Origin of the sequence: Acinetobacter sp. YH12218 (assembly GCF_013417925.1) — a bacterium.
GTDB lineage: Bacteria > Pseudomonadota > Gammaproteobacteria > Pseudomonadales > Moraxellaceae > Acinetobacter > Acinetobacter amyesii.
Map to the genome: position 1 here is coordinate 15274 of NZ_VPDB01000030.1, position 17170 is coordinate 32443.

The window sequence follows — 17170 nt, forward strand, 5'->3', positions numbered from 1 at the left end:
TTGTTTTTTAACTGAGAAATCCCCCTTGCCCCTCTTGATTAAAGAGGTGAGAAGCACTGCTTCGCAAGGGAGATTCAATGGAGCTAATTAGTCACCATTTTTCAGTTCAATGTTGATACCTAAAGAACGGATCTCTTTGGTCAATACGTTGAACGATTCAGGCATACCTGGGTCCATGTAATGGTTACCATCTACAATGTTCTTATAGATACGGGTACGACCTTCAACGTCATCCGACTTCACAGTAAGCATTTCTTGAAGTGTGTATGCTGCACCGTAAGCTTCGAGTGCCCATACTTCCATCTCACCGAAACGCTGACCACCGAATTGTGCTTTACCACCAAGCGGCTGTTGAGTTACTAGAGAGTAAGAACCAGTAGAACGCGCATGCATCTTGTCGTCAACCAAGTGGTTCAGTTTCAACATGTACATGTAACCTACAGTTACTGGACGGTCAAAACGTTCACCTGTACGACCATCATACAATACTGTTTGACCAGTACGTGAAATGCCACCAAGTTCTAACAATTCTTTAATTTGTGATTCTTCAGCACCATCAAATACTGGTGTTGCTAAAGGAACACCTTTACGCAAGTTACCTGAAAGCACCAAGATTTCTTCATCAGTCAAGCTATCAAGATCTTCTTGTTCGCCACCAACTTTGTTGTAAATCTTGTCTAAGAAATCACGAAGCTCAAGTACAGTACGTTGCTCTTTCATCATCTTGTCGATTTGATCGCCAAGACCTTTAGCTGCCATACCTAAGTGAGTTTCAAGAATCTGACCCACGTTCATACGTGATGGTACACCCAGTGGGTTAAGTACAACATCAACTGGAACACCGTTTGCATCGTGTGGCATGTCTTCTACAGGTAAGATGTTAGATACAACACCTTTGTTACCGTGACGACCCGCCATTTTATCACCCGGTTGGATGCGACGTTTTACAGCCAAGTAAACTTTAACAACTTTCAATACGCCAGTTGTCAGTTCATCGCCTGTAGAAAGTTTGCGTTTTTTCTCTGCAAATTTCTCGTCAATTTCAAGGCTCTTCTCTTTCAAGAACACTTGAATTTGAGTTAAACGTTCAGCAATCGCTTCGTCGACTGGTTGGATTTCAATAAGATCAACCAACTCAAGACCAGACAATAACTCTTCAGTTAATTTGTCACCGCGTTTAGTTGTACCGCCACCGTTAGATTCTTGACCTTTCAATAGACGAACAATACGTTCACGAGCCGCTTCTTCGAAGATTTTGTATTCTTCTTTCAAGTCTTTACGGTAAGCATCAAGTTGTGCTTTCTCAATTGCTTGAGCACGTTCGTCTTTTTCAAGACCGTCACGTGTAAATACTTGAACGTCAATTACAGTACCTTTCACAGATGAAGATACACGTAATGAAGAGTCTTTTACGTCAGCCGCTTTTTCACCGAAGATTGCGCGAAGCAATTTTTCTTCCGGAGTTAACTGAGTTTCACCTTTAGGCGTTACTTTACCTACAAGAATGTCACCAGCAGTTACTTCAGCACCGATATAAACGATACCTGATTCATCCAATTTAGAAAGTGCAGCTTCACCCACGTTCGGGATATCCGCTGTAATTTCTTCAGCACCCAATTTGGTATCACGTGCAACACATGAAAGCTCTTGGATGTGGATAGACGTTAAACGATCTTCTTGAAGTACACGCTCTGATAGTAAGATCGAGTCTTCGTAGTTGTAACCGTTCCAAGTCATGAACGCTACACGCATGTTTTGACCCAATGCCAATTCACCGCCATCTGTTGATGGACCATCAGCAAGAACGTCACCACGTGCAACTTTATCACCTAAACGTACAACAACGTTTTGGTTGATACATGTATTTTGGTTCGAACGTGTGTATTTGATCAGGTTGTAGATATCTACACCTGCTTCGCCTGCCACCATCTCTTCTTCGTTTACACGAATAACGACACGAGAAGCATCAACGAATTCAATACGACCACCACGTTTCGCAAGTACACACACACCCGAGTCATGCGCTACGTTTGCTTCCATACCTGTACCAACAAGCGGTTTGTCAGCACGTAATGTAGGAACAGCCTGACGCTGCATGTTTGAACCCATCAATGCACGGTTGGCATCATCGTGTTCAAGGAACGGAATAAGTGATGCCGCTACAGATACAACCTGCTGAGCAGATACATCCATATGCGTTACTTTTTCTGGTGGAATACGTACGAATTCACCTTGGTGACGTACAGATACGAATTCTTCAGTTAAGTTACCGTCTTTATCGATACCAGAATCGGCCTGTGCAATCACAGTACCTACTTCTTCAATCGCAGAAAGGTATTCAACGTCATCCGTTACACGACCATCAACAACTTTACGGTATGGAGTTTCCAAGAAACCGAAGTTATTACATTTCGCATAAACAGAAAGTGAGTTGATCAAACCAATGTTTGGACCTTCAGGAGTCTCGATTGGACATACACGACCGTAGTGAGTTTGATGTACGTCACGTACTTCGAAGCCCGCACGTTCACGAGTCAAACCACCTGGGCCCAATGCTGATACACGACGTTTGTGTGTAATTTCAGACAACGGGTTGTTTTGGTCCATGAACTGAGACAACTGGCTTGAACCAAAGAATTCTTTGATTGCAGCAGCAACTGGTTTCGCATTGATTAAATCTTGCGGAGACAAGTTATCAGTTTCAGCTTGAGATAAACGTTCTTTAACAGCACGTTCAACACGAACTAGACCAACACGGAATTGGTTTTCTGTCATTTCACCAACAGAACGAACACGACGGTTACCCAAGTGATCGATATCGTCGACTTCACCTTTACCGTTACGGATTTCAACTAATGTTTTCAATACATCAGTGATGTCTTCGTTCGAAAGAATGCCTTCAACTTCACGAGACTTCTGATCCGTACCCACTTCGTAAGGACGACCCAAACGACGGTTGAACTTCATACGACCTACTGGTGATAAATCATAACGTTCAGAAGAGAAGAACAAGTTGTTGAATAAGTTTTCAGCAGCTTCTTTTGTTGGTGGCTCACCTGGACGCATCACTTTGTAGATTTCTACAAGTGCTTCTTCACGACCAGTTGTAGTATCTGCACGTAAAGAATCCGCAATGAATGGACCACGGTCGATATCATTGGTATAAAGTACGTTGAATTGTTTAACGCCGCCTTCAGCCAATTTCACCATAATTTCATGGCTAAGCACGGTATTTGCCGCAACAACTTCGCCATCACGTAACGTTACATCTTCAGCAACAATACGTTCATATAGGTATTCATCAGGAACAGAAAGTTTTTCAAGACCTGCTGCTTCCATTTGACGAACATGGCGCGCGTTAATACGTTTACCTTGTTCAACAATTGTTTTACCGTCTGTACCCACGATATCAAACTGTGCCATTTCGCCACGTAGACGTTCTGGAACCAAGTCAATTTGATAGCTACCCATATCAAGATATACAGGTACTTTTTCGTAGAACATGTCTAGGATTTGTTCGTTGTTATAACCCAAGGCACGAAGCACAACAGTCGCAAGTAATTTACGACGACGGTCAATACGAACATATACAAGATCTTTTGCATCGAATTCAAAGTCTAGCCATGAACCACGGTAAGGAATGATACGAGCAGAATAAAGAACTTTACCGCTAGAGTGAGTTTTGCCTTTATCGTGGTCAAAGAATACACCTGGTGAACGGTGTAATTGAGATACGATTACACGCTCAGTACCATTGATTACAAAGGTACCATTGTCTGTCATAAGTGGCATTTCACCCATGTAGACTTCTTGCTCACGCACATCTTTGATTGTTTTAGTTTCGCGATCTTTAATGATCAGACGAATTTTTACACGCATTGGCGCCGCATAAGTTGAGCCACGAAGAATACATTCGCGCACATCAAATTCAGGCTTACCAAGACTATACTCAACAAATTCTAAAGCAGCATTGCCAGAATAACTTTCAATAGGAAAAACTGAACGAAATGCGGCTTGGAGACCGATATCTTCGCGGTTTTTTGGAGTTTTGCCGTCTTGAAGGAAAGTTCGGTACGAGTCGACTTGAATCGCGAGCAAGTACGGAACATCCATTACCTTGGGCAATTTACCAAAATTCTTACGGATCCGTTTCTTTTCGGTATATGAGTATGCCATCTGGAGTCCTCGGAAAGTAAACTAAGTCCGCCTGCAGAACGAACTTAGAAGGAATTACGCAGGCCGATATGGCCACCACTTTCACAAATGCTGCAATTTTTAGTGGTATTAAAACGCTTAACAATATTTTTTTACTGAAAAATATTGGTAAGCGTTTGGTTTTATAAATTATTTTTAATTTGTATGATTTTTATATCATGCAAACAAAAATCGAGCCGATTATTGTAACGCAAAAAGGCTGATGACCCAAGGGCCATCAGCCATTTTTTGGAGCCGATTATAAAAAAATCGACCCCCCTTAAGATTACTTAAGTGTAACTGTAGCACCAGCTTCTTCAAGTTTTTTCTTAAGTTCTTCGCCTTCTTCTTTAGAAACGCCTTCTTTAAGAACTGAAGGAGCGCTTTCAACAAGATCTTTAGCTTCTTTAAGACCAAGGCCAGTAGCTTCACGAACTGCTTTAATTACAGCAACTTTGTTAGCACCGAAAGAAGTCAACTCAACGTTGAATTCTGATTGTTCTTCAGCAGCAGCACCAGCAGCGCCAGGAGCAGCAGCAACTGCTACAGCAGCAGCAGATACGTTGAATTTTTCTTCGAAAGCAGAAATAAGTTCAACAAGTTCAAGAACAGTTTTTTCAGCAACTGCGTTTAAGATTTCTTCGTTTGTTAAAGCCATGAGAGTAACTCCAAATGGGTATTGAATGGTGTGTAAATTGATTTAAGCTTAAGCAGCTTCTGACTCGTTTTTCTCTTTGAGCGCAGTAATAAGGCGACCCAATTTCGAAATAGGAGCTTGAAGAACGTTTGCAAGCATAGTAAGCGCTTTTTCTTGGTTTGGAAGGTTCGCGATAACGCTAACTTCAGCACCTTGATAAACTTTACCGTCAAATGCAGCAGCTTTAAGTTCAAATGCTTTATTAGTTTTAGCAAATTCTTCGAACAAACGAGCAGCTGCGCCCATGTCGTCTTCAGAAGTTGAGAAAGCTAAGATTGTTGGGCCAACAAGGTTGTCGCTCAAGATATTGAATTGAGTATCTTGAAGAGCACGTTTAGCCAAAGTGTTACGAACTACACGAGTAGCAACACCTAGTTTACGAGCTTCAACACGTAGAGCAGTTAATTGCTCAACAGTTAAACCTTGGTAGTCAGCAACAACAGCAGCATACGCAGTAGAAGCAACTTCAGTTACTTCAGCTACGATCTGTTTTTTGCCTTCGATAAGAAGAGCCATTGTAAAACCTCCTAACGGTGATTTATGCACCTATACAGATGCACTCCCAATTCGTTAGCTCATCACTGAACCAACACGCGGAGGAGGAACAAATCACACCACCGCGTCTACTCAGGCTGGGCTATTAAGAAGAAAGCATAAAACTCCCCTCGCCTGAGGTCTTTGACGCTGATAAATCTAAATTTATCAATTCAAAGTTTGCCTGAGGGGCGATCAGCAAAGTACCGCTTTGCCGACCCGCAAGACGAGAAACTATGCTTCGAGTGAAGCAAATATCTTTTCTTGCGTAAAAATCAAAGCAGCGCTTTGATTTTTACTCAGGGCTTTAAAATTCTGTAATAAGTCGAAACTTATTTAGAAACGTTTGCTACATCAACAACAAGACCAGGACCCATAGTTGAGCTTAAAGTGATCTTTTGGATGTAAACACCTTTAGAAGTAGCAGGTTTTGCTTTCTTAAGGTCAGCTACAAGAGCTTCAACGTTTGAACGAACAGCTTCAGCAGTGAAACCTACTTGACCGATCGCAGCGTGGATAATACCCGCTTTGTCTACACGGTAACGTGCTTGACCAGCTTTCGCGTTTTTAACAGCAGAAGCTACGTCAGGAGTTACAGTACCCACTTTAGGGTTTGGCATTAAGCCACGTGGACCAAGAATCGTACCTAACTTACCAACAACGCGCATTGCATCCGGAGCTGCAATTACTACATCAAAGTCAAGGTTACCCGCTTGGATGCTTTCAGCAAGGTCATCAAAACCAACAACGTCCGCGCCTTCAGCTTTAGCAGCTTCAGCAGCAGCGCCTTGAGCAAACACAGCTACACGTACAGTTTTACCAGTACCTGCAGGAAGTGTAGTCGCGCCACGAACAACTTGGTCAGATTTACGAGGATCAACACCTAGGTTTACAGCAACATCCAAAGATTCTTTGAATTTTACTGCTGGAAGGCCGTTAAGAACTGCAACTGCTTCTTCCAAAGTGTAAACTTTGTTAGCTTCAACAGCAGCAACAATGGCTTTTTGACGTTTAGTTAATTTAGCCATGTCTTATAGCTCCACTTCCAAGCCCATAGAACGCGCAGAACCAGCAATGGTACGTACACGTGCGTCTAAATCAGCACCAGTAAGATCTGGTTCTTTAGTAGTCGCAATTTCTTCTAATTGAGCGCGAGTCAACTTACCAACTTTAGTTTTGTTAGGTACAGCTGAACCCTTTTGGATGCCCGCAGCTTTCTTAAGAAGAATCGCAGCAGGAGGAGTTTTCATGATGAATGTGAACGACTTGTCGTTGTACACAGTGATCACTACTGGAATTGGAAGACCAGCTTCAACTTTTTGTGTCGCAGCATTGAATTCTTTACAGAATGCCATGATGTTAACACCACGTTGACCTAGTGCAGGACCAATCGGTGGAGATGGATTTGCTTTACCAGCTGGAACTTGCAGCTTGATATAGCCGTCAATCTTCTTAGCCATTTCAATTACCTCTGGGTACTAACGCCGCTAGGCTCCCCATACATATAAGTAACGATACCGTTACAACAACAATGCCCGACTCATAACAAATCGGGCGTTTATCAACCAAGTTAAATTAAACCGATTTTTCGACTTGGCGAAATTCCAGCTCAACCTGAGTTGGTCGATTAAATACATTAATCGTCAACGTTAAACGTGACTTATCGTATAGAACTTCTTCCACCACGCCTTTAAAATCGGTGAATGGACCGTCAATTACGAGTAATTCTTCACCTGGTTCAAACATCGTCTTAGGACGAGGTGCTTCGCCAGTATTGCGTACACGTGCAAGAATCGCATCAGCTTCTTTTTGCGTAATTGGTGCAGGTTTTTCTGCAGTACCACCAATGAAACCTAATACTTTTGGACATTCTTTAACAATGTGCCAAGTTTCATCATTCATTTCCATCTCGACTAATACATAGCCTGGAAAGAATTTACGCTCAGATTTACGTTTCTTACCATCCTTCATTTCCACTACTTCTTCAGTAGGGACAAGGACTTCACCAAAGCTATCGGCTACAGCGCTACGCTGGATTCGATCATTAAGTGAGCGTAACACTTGTTTTTCATAGCCTGAATAGGCATGAATAATGTACCAACGTTTCATAGCTCTCTTACCCGATAATAAACTTCATTAACCAGCTCAAAGCATAGTCAAAGCACCATAATAAAATAGATGCCACTAAGACTACCGCAAGTACCTGCCAAGATGTGGTCATGGTCTCTTGCTTGGTTGGCCAAGTCACTCGACGTAACTCAATTCGAGCATCTTTCAACAATCGAACAAAGCCTTTGCCTTGATGGGTGGCGTATAATAAACCTAAAGCCACGATGATACAAGCCAAAATTACCCCAACACGGACCCAGACATCATTCGCTGGTGCCCAGTATGCTGGCAAATGTTGATTCACCATCATAGAACTACCGAGTAAAATCAACGCGATAACCCACAGAACATAGTCTAAAGGGGAACCAGAATTAACAACTTCAGCAGGATTATTTCTTTGAGGAATTGGCGCGTCGCTTAATGCGTCACGCGATTTATCATTCGACATTTTTGTACTCGTCGTAGGATTCGCGACTTATTATATGACCAGTTGAGCCAGCATCAAGCTTCTTTTTAAAAAAATTTGGCAGGCCAGGAGGGACTCGAACCCCCAACATTCGGTTTTGGAGACCGACGCTCTACCAATTGAACTACTGACCTGCAGAGCAAATCGAGAGTCGAAACTCTCGATCTGTACAAAGATAACTGTATTATATTATGCAGTTACTTTAGAAACAACACCCGCACCAACTGTACGACCACCTTCACGGATCGCGAAGCGTAAGCCAGCGTCCATTGCGATTGGGTGGATTAATTCTACTGACATTTCTACATTGTCACCAGGCATAACCATTTCTACGCCTTCTTTAAGCGCGATCGCACCAGTTACGTCAGTTGTACGGAAGTAGAACTGTGGACGGTAACCGTTAAGGAATGGAGTATGACGACCACCTTCGTCTTTAGAAAGTACGTATACTTCTGCGTCGAATTTAGTATGCGGTTTGATTGTACCTGGTTTAGCAAGTACTTGACCACGTTGAACGTCTTCACGTTTAGTACCACGTAGAAGAACACCACAGTTCTCGCCCGCACGACCTTCGTCAAGAAGTTTACGGAACATTTCTACGCCAGTTACAGTTGTTTTAACTGTATCTTTAATACCAACGATTTCAACTTCTTCGCCTACTTTCACGATACCAGTTTCAACACGGCCAGTTACTACTGTACCACGACCTGAAATTGAGAATACATCTTCGATTGGCATAAGGAATGCAAGGTCGATAGCACGTTCTGGCTCTGGAATGTAAGAGTCAAGAGCTTCAACAAGAGCAACTACAGCGTCTTCGCCGTATTGACCAGCTTCACCGTTAAGCGCCGCAAGAGCAGAACCACGGATTACTGGAGTGTCGTCGCCTGGGAAGTCATAAGTAGAAAGAAGTTCACGAACTTCCATTTCTACTAATTCAAGAAGTTCTTCATCATCCACAAGGTCGCATTTGTTTAAGAATACAACGATGTAAGGTACACCTACCTGACGAGAAAGAAGGATGTGTTCACGAGTTTGTGGCATTGGACCATCAGTCGCAGCACATACAAGGATCGCACCATCCATTTGCGCAGCACCAGTAATCATGTTTTTAACATAATCGGCGTGACCTGGGCAGTCTACGTGAGCGTAGTGACGGATTGGAGAATCGTATTCTACGTGTGAAGTATTAATTGTAATACCACGTGCTTTTTCTTCTGGTGCAGAGTCGATTGCAGCGTAATCTTTCGCTTCACCGCCGAATTTTTTTGCACATACAGTTGCAATTGCAGCTGTTAAAGTCGTTTTACCATGGTCAACGTGACCGATTGTGCCCACGTTAACGTGTGGCTTATTACGTTCAAACTTAGCCTTAGCCATGCTTTTCTTCCTCGTTTACGTCGAACACAATTCTGAGTAAAACCCAGCTCCGACATATCGCCTAAAAAAATAAACACCCAATACTTGAAAAGCAGACTAAAAAGCCTGCTTCTGGAATCTTGTGCAACATTTAAAGTTGCTAAACTGTAAAATCTGGAGCTCTTATCGAGATTTGAACTCGAGACCTCTCCCTTACCAAGGGAGTGCTCTACCACTGAGCTATAAGAGCAAATATAAGCACTTCAATAGATATGGAGCGGGAGACGAGGGTCGAACTCGCGACATGTAGCTTGGAAGGCTACCGCTCTACCAACTGAGCTACTCCCGCACGATGTTGGTACAAACCACTTATTGAAGTCTTAAAATTGGTGGTGAGGGAAGGATTCGAACCTTCGAAACTTTCGTAGCGGAGTTACAGTCCGCCCCCTTTGACCGCTCGGGAACCTCACCATTTTACACTTACTTCAGTGTCGTTCTTTCTACTCACTCTCAAACTTTCTAAGATGGTGCCGGCACACGGATTCGAACTGTGGACCTACTGATTACAAGTCAGTTGCTCTACCAACTGAGCTATGCCGGCGTTTCTTAGTGTTTCGTACGTTTCGTATCGGAACGGTGTGCAGTTTAGCAAATCTTGAAATCCTTGCAAGTGTTTTTTCTAAAAAAAACGTGAAAAACTCATAAAATCAATCCATTTGATGATAATTCAACCGCTTTGATCACTGCGCGAGCTTTTATTTGGGTTTCATTCCACTCTGATTCAGGATTTGAGTCATAAACTACCCCTGCTCCAGCTTGAACATAGACCTTATTTTCTCGAATTACACAGGTACGAATCGCAATCGACATGTCCATTTCCCCATGCCAGCCTAAATAACCAACAGCACCACCAAAAATTCCACGTTTTACTGGTTCAACTTCGTCAATAATTTCCATAGCGCGGATTTTTGGTGCGCCTGAAAGCGTACCCGCAGGGAATGTTGCCTTAAAAACATCCAAAGCATCGACATCATCACGTACTTCACCTTGTACATTTGACACAATGTGCATGACATGCGAATAACGTTCGATCACCATTTGATCAGTCACGTGAACTTTACCGATTTTAGAAACACGTCCAACATCATTTCGACCCAAATCGATCAACATCAAATGCTCTGCAATTTCTTTTTCATCAGATAGCAAATCTTTTTCAAGTGCTAAATCTTCTTCTTTGGTTTTACCCCGTGGTCGCGTGCCCGCCAAAGGACGAACTGTTGCTACACCATTTTCTAGGCGGGACAAAATTTCAGGTGATGAACCGACGATATGAAAGGGAATGTCATTCTCAAGTGTTTGCCCTTGCACCAAGAACAAATATGGAGATGGATTGAGGTGACGTAGTGCACGATAGACCTGCAAAGGCTCACCATCAAAATCGGATACCATACGATGGCCCGGCACAACCTGCATCACATCACCGGCTTTAATGTACTCTTTTACTTTTGCAATAGAGTCAATAAAGTTGTCGTGCCCAGTGATGGATTCAAACTGTGGTGCAGTATGCTTATTTGCTTTGAGTGCAATTGGGGTTGCCAAAAGTTCTTCTAGCTCATCCAATTGTTGCTGCGCTTGGGTATAGGCCTCAGCATCATTTACATCGGCATGCACAATTAAGAATAAGGTATCTTTGAGGTTATCAAAGACGATGACGGTTTTAGACAGCATCATCCAAATATCTGGAATCCCGACTGGGTCAGCTTCTGGCACATTATTGAGCTTCGGTTCGATATAACGCACAGCGTCATAACCAAAGTATCCAACCAATCCGCCGGTAAAGCTTGGTAATGCAGGCAAATCTTGCTGTGTAGGCACCTTATATTGTGCTTGGAAGTCACGGATGTATTGAAATGGGTCAGTGCATTGTTGTTTTTCAATCGAGCCATCAACATGCTGAACGGTCAACTGCCCTTCATTACACGAAAATACGGTTGACTCACCCAAACCAATTATTGAGTAACGCGCCCAGTTTTCGCCACCCTCTACAGATTCAAATAAATAGGCTTGTTTATGTTGTTTTAATCGCGCAAAGACAGACAGCGGAGTTTCTGTATCTGCCAAGCGCTGACGATAGACTGGAATCAAGTTATATCCAGCAGCTTTGAGTTGTTCAAATTGAGTTTGTGTAGTCATCTCGGTTTCTCTATATTTCGCGTGGTCAATTTCAGTTAATTTCTTCTCATGCTGATTGAGTGACGCCATCGAAAACCTACACACTTGCTCATTTTCACTTCCTTAACCCTACTTATTTCAACCCAATAATTCTTTTAAGTTATCGACCACATGCTGCGGCTGACAATCTCGAATATTTTCACCATGATTATAGCCATAGCTAACCACAATACAATCAATACCCGCACGACGTGCTGCCTCTACATCATTGACAGAATCACCCACCATCAAAATTTGCTGTTTCGGCAAGGCATAATGCTCCGCACAATACTCTAGCTGCTTGGGATGTGGTTTACGCTCTTCAAAACGATCTCCGCCAATCACATCATCAAAGTATTCATGCATACCTAGTGCCTGCACAATACTGCGTGCAGGTTGCTCTGGTTTATTGGTCACACAAATCAGAATTTTCTCTTCTGCTTTTGCCCAATCCAAGAACGCTAGAATGCCGTCAAAGGGCTGCGTCAAGACACAAGGATCTGCATTGTAAATCTTTAGAAAAGTTTCCAATAAAAGGTGGTGCTGTGCGGCATCCACTTTCCCGGTCAAATATTCAAGTACGCTATGACAAAATAATGAAGTCCCTTTCCCAATCCAGTTTCGTACTTGCTCTTCTGTGACCAAAGGTAATTGCAACGTATTTAGACTCATATTCATCGCACGATGTAAGTCAGATGCTGAATCGACTAGCGTTCCATCCAGATCAAATAAAATCATTTGGCGTTCTGCTAAACGAACTTCAAACATAATGTCCCTCTATTTTTTTGTAAATTTTCCCCATAAAAAAGGCATGCCCATGCATGCCTTTCGAGGAATGTCTCGGTTTATTTAAACAACACCCATGCAATAATTGCAAGAATGATTAAAACAATGACTGAGATTAAGCCCACAGAGGCATTTTTTTGTGCTTCACGTTCTTGCTCTACACATGTCGCTGGAATTTCTACATCACATGCCTCATTTTTCGGAGCAGCAGTAATGTCAATTCCCTCAGGAATTGGCGCAGGTTTAGGCACACCCACATTGGTCGGCATACCATCACGAGTCAATTGAACTGAACCATCACGCTCTTTCAACTCTGGCATACCTTGATCATTCATTTGTTGTGCTGCAGTTTTAACGATAGGCTCTTGTGTCACAGTCTCAGACGCATTTACTACAGGCTCTTGTGCCACATTTTCAGAAACTGCAACAGCTTCAGACGGCTGCTGAACAGGTGTAATTTCTTCTGTTTGCAATGCTTCAACGCTTTGTTCGATATCCGCTGGAATCTGAACAGCTTTAGCTGGAGCCAATAAACTAAACTTCACACTGGCAAACTGTACAATATCACCTTCTTTTAAAAGTGATTCACCAGTCAAACGGACATCATTAATAAACGTCCCATTAGATGAATTGAGATCTTGCAACCAGAGTGCCTGATCTTTCAGTACAAAGGCAGCATGTTTACGCGATACATCAGATTCTTGTAAAACAATATCTGCTTGTTGATGACGCCCCACCAACATATCTCGCTCAATACTAATTTCTTGTCCTGTTAAATCACCAGAAATTGCTTGAATTTTCCAAGTCATGAAGTTAATTCTCTATTGCTCGTTTTTTTCATCATAGCATGCTGTGGTTTTAAAGCTAAACCACCCTGCTGTCTCACCTAAGGCGTGCCCGCTACTTTGCCATTTGGTACAGTAATGGTTTGGCGCTTTACTGCAGGCTCAATAGCGACTGGCGTGGAGACCACTGCCGCTGGCTGTGTCGTTTGTGGTGCTGTGGGTACCGTCTTATACACAGGGGCTGGTGCTATACCCTTTGAAACAGGTATGCGCTGCTGATACACATCATCAACATTTTCAGGTAATTTCGCAAAATTACCGTCATTATCCAGTGCCAGTTGCAGACTATAGAGCTGACTGTAGCGCTGCTGAGACATTTTCTTCACATCAGCAGAATTTCCAACAATAGTCGGATGAATAAAGATCAGCAAATTACGTTTACTGTTGGATTTTCCTTCCGAGCTAAAGAGTTTGCCGAGTACAGGAATAGCCCCCAACCCCGGAACCGATTGACGTCCATGCAATGTATTGTCCGAGATCAAACCACCCAACACAATTGTTTGACCATGCTCTGCCAAGATCGAGGTTTTGATCGCGCGTTTAGTCGTAACCAAATCCGACGCTTGGCCTTTATTGTCTTTTACATCAGAAACTTCTTGCTCGACCTCTAAACGCACCGAACCGCCGTCGCCAATATGCGGCACAACTTTCAAAGTAACACCGACATCTTTACGCTCAATCGATGTATATGGATTGGCTGTACCACCATTGGTGGTGACCGAGCCTGTCACAAATGGAACGTTCTCACCCACCACAATATAGGCTTCTTCGTTATCCATCGTCACAATAGACGGTGTAGATAATAAATTGGATTTGGTTTTTTCTTTTAGGGCCTGAACCATCGCACCATAGAGTTTGCGTGAACCATCACTACCTTCACGATAGTCACCAAGGACCAAAGAAGTACCCGCACTCACCGCGCTACCTGCACCCGCAGCGCCACCAGTTAAATAACCTGCGGCAATATTCTTTAAACTAGAACCAAAGTTATCAAAGTTAATTAAGCCGATACCACTACTGATATCACCCAACGCCCATTGCACACCGAGCTGATCGGTATCCGTGCCTTCGACTTCAATAATCGCCGCTTCAATCAGCACTTGCTGACGACGAATATCGAGCTGCTGAATCGCAGATTCAATTTCACGCATGAGCTGCGGATCTGCTTTCACAATCAGTGCATTTTGTGTGGCATCAGCAATAATACTCACGCCATTGGCATTAAAGCTTGAGATACCGTTTTGCGTATTATTGGAAGAGTTATTACTGTTGAGGTTAATACCTGAACTGGTGTTATTTTGTGAACTGAATGACTGTGAATTCGAACTGTTACTATCATTCATTAAACTGTTCATCGTGCTGCTATTTGAGCTATTCGATGAATTTGTACTCGAAACGGCCTGCCCTGTGACCAAGCCTTGTAAGATTTCTGACAAGTTTTTGGCACTTGCATACTTTAGACGAAAAACTTTCAATCCACCCAATCGATCTGCAGCAGGCACATCTAAGGTCTCAATAATCTTACGAATACGCTTACGTGTCGCTGTATCACCTTTAATGATAATACGATTGGTTCGATTGTCCGCAATAATACGAATTCGTGAACCTTTCGGGTCTTTTGATGCGCCGGTCGAACTCATCGACTCTAACAGCCCAATCATTTCTTCGGCCTGACTCGATTGCAGCGTCACGGCTTCGATATCATTTTGACCCGTTCCATCTAAATTACGAATAATCGTTTCGAGCTGGTAAATATTACTAGCACGGTCTGAGACGATCAGCGCATTGGTCCCCGCCACTGCTGACAAATGTGCAAATTGCGGCATCAGTGGACGTAGGGCTGGAATTAAGTCGTTGGCATTGGTGTTATCAAGCCAAATTACTCGGGTGACAATTTGGTCTCCAGACGCACGGTGGCGCGCATCATAAGGAATGCCCGAGCTTTTTACATTACTGTCTGGAACCAGTTTAATGGTGTTGCCCGATGGAATCGCCACCACGCCATTGACATTCAATACACCGAGAAACAGGTCATAGACTTCATTTTTATTTAAAGGCTTATTGGAAATAACCGTTACATTTCCTCGTACCCGTGGGTCAACTGCAAAATTTTTCCCCGTGATATCTGCGACTTCATTAATGAATGCCGTAAGATCTGCATCACGTAAATTGATTTTCCATGTTTGTGCATAACTTGCTGTGCTGACCATAGCAACCAAGGGCACCATGGCATAGGCAGCTAAAGTTGAACGGTTATTATTAAATAAAGCCATATACGCCTGTGTTTCCTAACCCTATAAAGTGATGAAACATCACTAAAAATCCTGTTGTATGGTCATCACTTGATCACCACGTTTGACTTCAAGTTTCACCTGCCCTTCACGGCGGGCTTGTTCTAATAATTGCGCCTCAGATTGTCCTGCACCGACTGCCTGCCCATTTAAAGACATAATGCGGTCACCCGGTTGCAAACCCAATTTATTTCTCAAGGCAGCAGGTGTTCGATTTGAAATCTCAAACCCACCATTACCTGATGGATTCACCCCCATTTCCTGCAGATATTGCTCACGATTTTCTGTCATGCGTTGTACGGCCTGACCAATCGCGGACTGCGTCGTGCCTTGCCCTGAATTTGCAGGATTAGCTGCATTTTGCATGCTGTTATTTTGCAAAGATCCGCCTGATGTTGCATTGGCTGTAGGGACAATCGGTTGATCTAATCCGTTTTCAATACCTTGGAACGCTAATTCACGCCGTGCACCATTACCCTGCGTTAAAATCACCTTATCCCAATAAACTTCAGCCAGTTGATATGATGAACCTTGAATGGTTTCTCCAACCAAGTAGCGATCTGAACTCTCATTGACCTTAATCACTGCCGACGAGTAGCGACTTGGCTGTCCAACCACCACACCTTGTAACACCATATTTAACTGCGCGTCAGCTGCTGAACTGCGGTTTTCCTGAAACAAGGCAAAAGAGCTAATATTAGGAACTTGCGTTTGCTGTGAACCCAATTCAACTCGGTCTAACTGCATGGCTTGTGGCGGTGCAATCAATAACCAAAATAAAGCGGCTAACTTCCAGCACAGGTACAAAATTATTAAAGCCAAGACCACAGGTGCAAGTCGATCTGTTTGCTTCCAATTGATCTCGCGGATTTTTTCGAAATAGTCAGCCATCAGTTCACCCCACTCAATAGAGGTTGACGCGAACTAATCACATACGTATCTAATCCTGCCTTACCTTCATAGGAAGCAACATTCATCAAAAAGCGCTGGGTTAATTGCACATCCAACATGAGGTCTGGCTCAAGTGATAAATTCATCATCTTTTGTTCGCGTTGATCTCGAACATCAATCGACAATTTGCCATTATCATCTTTTAATTGAGCTAACATGGCAGGCACATTCATTGACTCTTGACGCTGTGCAAAGCTAAAGGATAAATCCCCACCTGCCCACTGCATCTCGCCTAATGACTGACTAAATCCCTGTTGTGGCTTATATTTAAACTGCACATCTTTTAATTGAATGGCATTCGTTGGCCATTGCCAATCGGCAAAACTTTTTAAAGTTTCAGGGGCAATTTGACCCTCTAAGTTTTTGATGCTGATACTTTTGCCAAAACCATACCCCATAACACCTTGCAGTTTGGTATTGCCACTATGAATTTCAACATTTGCACCCAAGCGTAATAAAATCAAGTCCCACGGGCGTGTGTTCCAGTTTAACGAGCCTTTCAAATTTCCTCGTGTCCAATCTGCTTGCCCATGCCAAATATTGCCACTGACGTTATGTAGCATTTGGTTATTTTTATAAAACTTTGTAATGAGCCACGCTGCTGGCACTTGCAGCATAACGAAAATTAAAAAACTGATCGCAGCAAAAATGAGCCACCGAATATTATTAGTTTTATTGATCATCCCACCACAACCGATCCATCAATTTTTTTCCATCATTTAAACAT

The 17170-nt window shown here is 43.0% G+C and carries 14 protein-coding genes and 5 tRNA genes; all 19 read right to left on the reverse strand.

Features of this window, described 5'->3' with window-relative positions; translation table 11 throughout:
- Nucleotides 1-87 precede the first annotated feature (87 nt).
- Nucleotides 88-4176 (reverse strand): DNA-directed RNA polymerase subunit beta, encoded by a 4089-nt coding sequence (rpoB, locus tag FTV03_RS09840; RefSeq protein ID WP_180002850.1) that lies wholly within the window; start codon nt 4174-4176, stop codon nt 88-90.
- A gap of 304 nt (nt 4177-4480) precedes the next feature.
- Nucleotides 4481-4852, reverse strand: a complete 372-nt coding sequence (rplL, locus tag FTV03_RS09845) for a 50S ribosomal protein L7/L12 (RefSeq protein ID WP_078189828.1) — start codon at nt 4850-4852, stop codon at nt 4481-4483.
- A 48-nt stretch (nt 4853-4900) separates the two neighbouring features.
- A complete protein-coding gene (rplJ, locus tag FTV03_RS09850) occupies nt 4901-5407 on the reverse strand; it encodes a 50S ribosomal protein L10 (protein ID WP_111885844.1) in 507 nt (168 codons plus the stop codon).
- 350 nt (nt 5408-5757) lie between these two features.
- Nucleotides 5758-6453, reverse strand: a complete 696-nt coding sequence (gene rplA, locus FTV03_RS09855; protein WP_078189830.1) for a 50S ribosomal protein L1 — start codon at nt 6451-6453, stop codon at nt 5758-5760.
- Between the two features lie 3 nt (nt 6454-6456).
- Entirely contained in the window at nt 6457-6885 is a 429-nt protein-coding gene (rplK, locus tag FTV03_RS09860) for a 50S ribosomal protein L11 (protein ID WP_004868049.1), read from the reverse strand.
- Nucleotides 6886-7000: 115 nt separating this feature from the next.
- Entirely contained in the window at nt 7001-7534 is a 534-nt protein-coding gene (gene nusG, locus FTV03_RS09865) for a transcription termination/antitermination protein NusG (protein WP_078189831.1), read from the reverse strand.
- Nucleotides 7535-7541: 7 nt separating this feature from the next.
- Nucleotides 7542-7982: a preprotein translocase subunit SecE gene (secE, locus tag FTV03_RS09870; protein ID WP_078189832.1), complete on the reverse strand. Its 441-nt coding sequence runs from the start codon at nt 7980-7982 to the stop codon at nt 7542-7544.
- Between the two features lie 76 nt (nt 7983-8058).
- Nucleotides 8059-8134 (reverse strand) — tRNA-Trp (locus FTV03_RS09875).
- Nucleotides 8135-8189: 55 nt separating this feature from the next.
- Nucleotides 8190-9380 carry an elongation factor Tu gene (gene tuf, locus FTV03_RS09880; protein WP_078190047.1) on the reverse strand — a complete coding sequence of 397 codons (1191 nt, stop codon included), beginning with the start codon at nt 9378-9380 and terminating at the stop codon, nt 8190-8192.
- A 154-nt stretch (nt 9381-9534) separates the two neighbouring features.
- Nucleotides 9535-9609, reverse strand: a tRNA-Thr gene (locus tag FTV03_RS09885).
- Between the two features lie 23 nt (nt 9610-9632).
- A tRNA-Gly gene (locus tag FTV03_RS09890) sits at nt 9633-9708 on the reverse strand.
- Nucleotides 9709-9746: 38 nt separating this feature from the next.
- Nucleotides 9747-9830, reverse strand: a tRNA-Tyr gene (locus FTV03_RS09895).
- A 54-nt stretch (nt 9831-9884) separates the two neighbouring features.
- Nucleotides 9885-9960 (reverse strand) — tRNA-Thr (locus FTV03_RS09900).
- A gap of 98 nt (nt 9961-10058) precedes the next feature.
- Nucleotides 10059-11552 (reverse strand): anthranilate synthase component I, encoded by a 1494-nt coding sequence (gene trpE, locus FTV03_RS09905; protein WP_180041308.1) that lies wholly within the window; start codon nt 11550-11552, stop codon nt 10059-10061.
- A gap of 117 nt (nt 11553-11669) precedes the next feature.
- Entirely contained in the window at nt 11670-12338 is a 669-nt protein-coding gene (gene gph / locus FTV03_RS09910) for a phosphoglycolate phosphatase (RefSeq protein WP_180041293.1), read from the reverse strand.
- 77 nt (nt 12339-12415) lie between these two features.
- Nucleotides 12416-13165, reverse strand: a complete 750-nt coding sequence (locus FTV03_RS09915; RefSeq protein WP_180041295.1) for an FHA domain-containing protein — start codon at nt 13163-13165, stop codon at nt 12416-12418.
- Nucleotides 13166-13242: 77 nt separating this feature from the next.
- Nucleotides 13243-15474: a type II secretion system secretin GspD gene (gene gspD / locus FTV03_RS09920; protein WP_180041297.1), complete on the reverse strand. Its 2232-nt coding sequence runs from the start codon at nt 15472-15474 to the stop codon at nt 13243-13245.
- A gap of 42 nt (nt 15475-15516) precedes the next feature.
- The gene (locus tag FTV03_RS09925; protein WP_180012118.1) at nt 15517-16383 is read right to left on the reverse strand and encodes a type II secretion system protein N; all 867 of its coding nucleotides are present in this window, start codon (nt 16381-16383) and stop codon (nt 15517-15519) included.
- Nucleotides 16383-17126, reverse strand: a complete 744-nt coding sequence (gspN, locus tag FTV03_RS09930; protein ID WP_180012120.1) for a type II secretion system protein N — start codon at nt 17124-17126, stop codon at nt 16383-16385. The genes FTV03_RS09925 and gspN overlap by 1 nt, the downstream gene beginning before the upstream one ends.
- Nucleotides 17127-17170: the final 44 nt, after the last annotated feature.

Coding starts and splice junctions, on each gene's coding strand:
- rpoB (WP_180002850.1), bottom strand. CDS start 4,176: ATGGCATACTCATATACCGAAAAGAAACGGATCCGTAAGAATTTTGGT.
- rplL (WP_078189828.1), bottom strand. CDS start 4,852: ATGGCTTTAACAAACGAAGAAATCTTAAACGCAGTTGCTGAAAAAACT.
- rplJ (WP_111885844.1), bottom strand. CDS start 5,407: ATGGCTCTTCTTATCGAAGGCAAAAAACAGATCGTAGCTGAAGTAACT.
- rplA (WP_078189830.1), bottom strand. CDS start 6,453: ATGGCTAAATTAACTAAACGTCAAAAAGCCATTGTTGCTGCTGTTGAA.
- rplK (WP_004868049.1), bottom strand. CDS start 6,885: ATGGCTAAGAAGATTGACGGCTATATCAAGCTGCAAGTTCCAGCTGGT.
- nusG (WP_078189831.1), bottom strand. CDS start 7,534: ATGAAACGTTGGTACATTATTCATGCCTATTCAGGCTATGAAAAACAA.
- secE (WP_078189832.1), bottom strand. CDS start 7,982: ATGTCGAATGATAAATCGCGTGACGCATTAAGCGACGCGCCAATTCCT.
- tuf (WP_078190047.1), bottom strand. CDS start 9,380: ATGGCTAAGGCTAAGTTTGAACGTAATAAGCCACACGTTAACGTGGGC.
- trpE (WP_180041308.1), bottom strand. CDS start 11,552: ATGACTACACAAACTCAATTTGAACAACTCAAAGCTGCTGGATATAAC.
- gph (WP_180041293.1), bottom strand. CDS start 12,338: ATGTTTGAAGTTCGTTTAGCAGAACGCCAAATGATTTTATTTGATCTG.
- FTV03_RS09915 (WP_180041295.1), bottom strand. CDS start 13,165: ATGACTTGGAAAATTCAAGCAATTTCTGGTGATTTAACAGGACAAGAA.
- gspD (WP_180041297.1), bottom strand. CDS start 15,474: ATGGCTTTATTTAATAATAACCGTTCAACTTTAGCTGCCTATGCCATG.
- FTV03_RS09925 (WP_180012118.1), bottom strand. CDS start 16,383: ATGGCTGACTATTTCGAAAAAATCCGCGAGATCAATTGGAAGCAAACA.
- gspN (WP_180012120.1), bottom strand. CDS start 17,126: ATGATCAATAAAACTAATAATATTCGGTGGCTCATTTTTGCTGCGATC.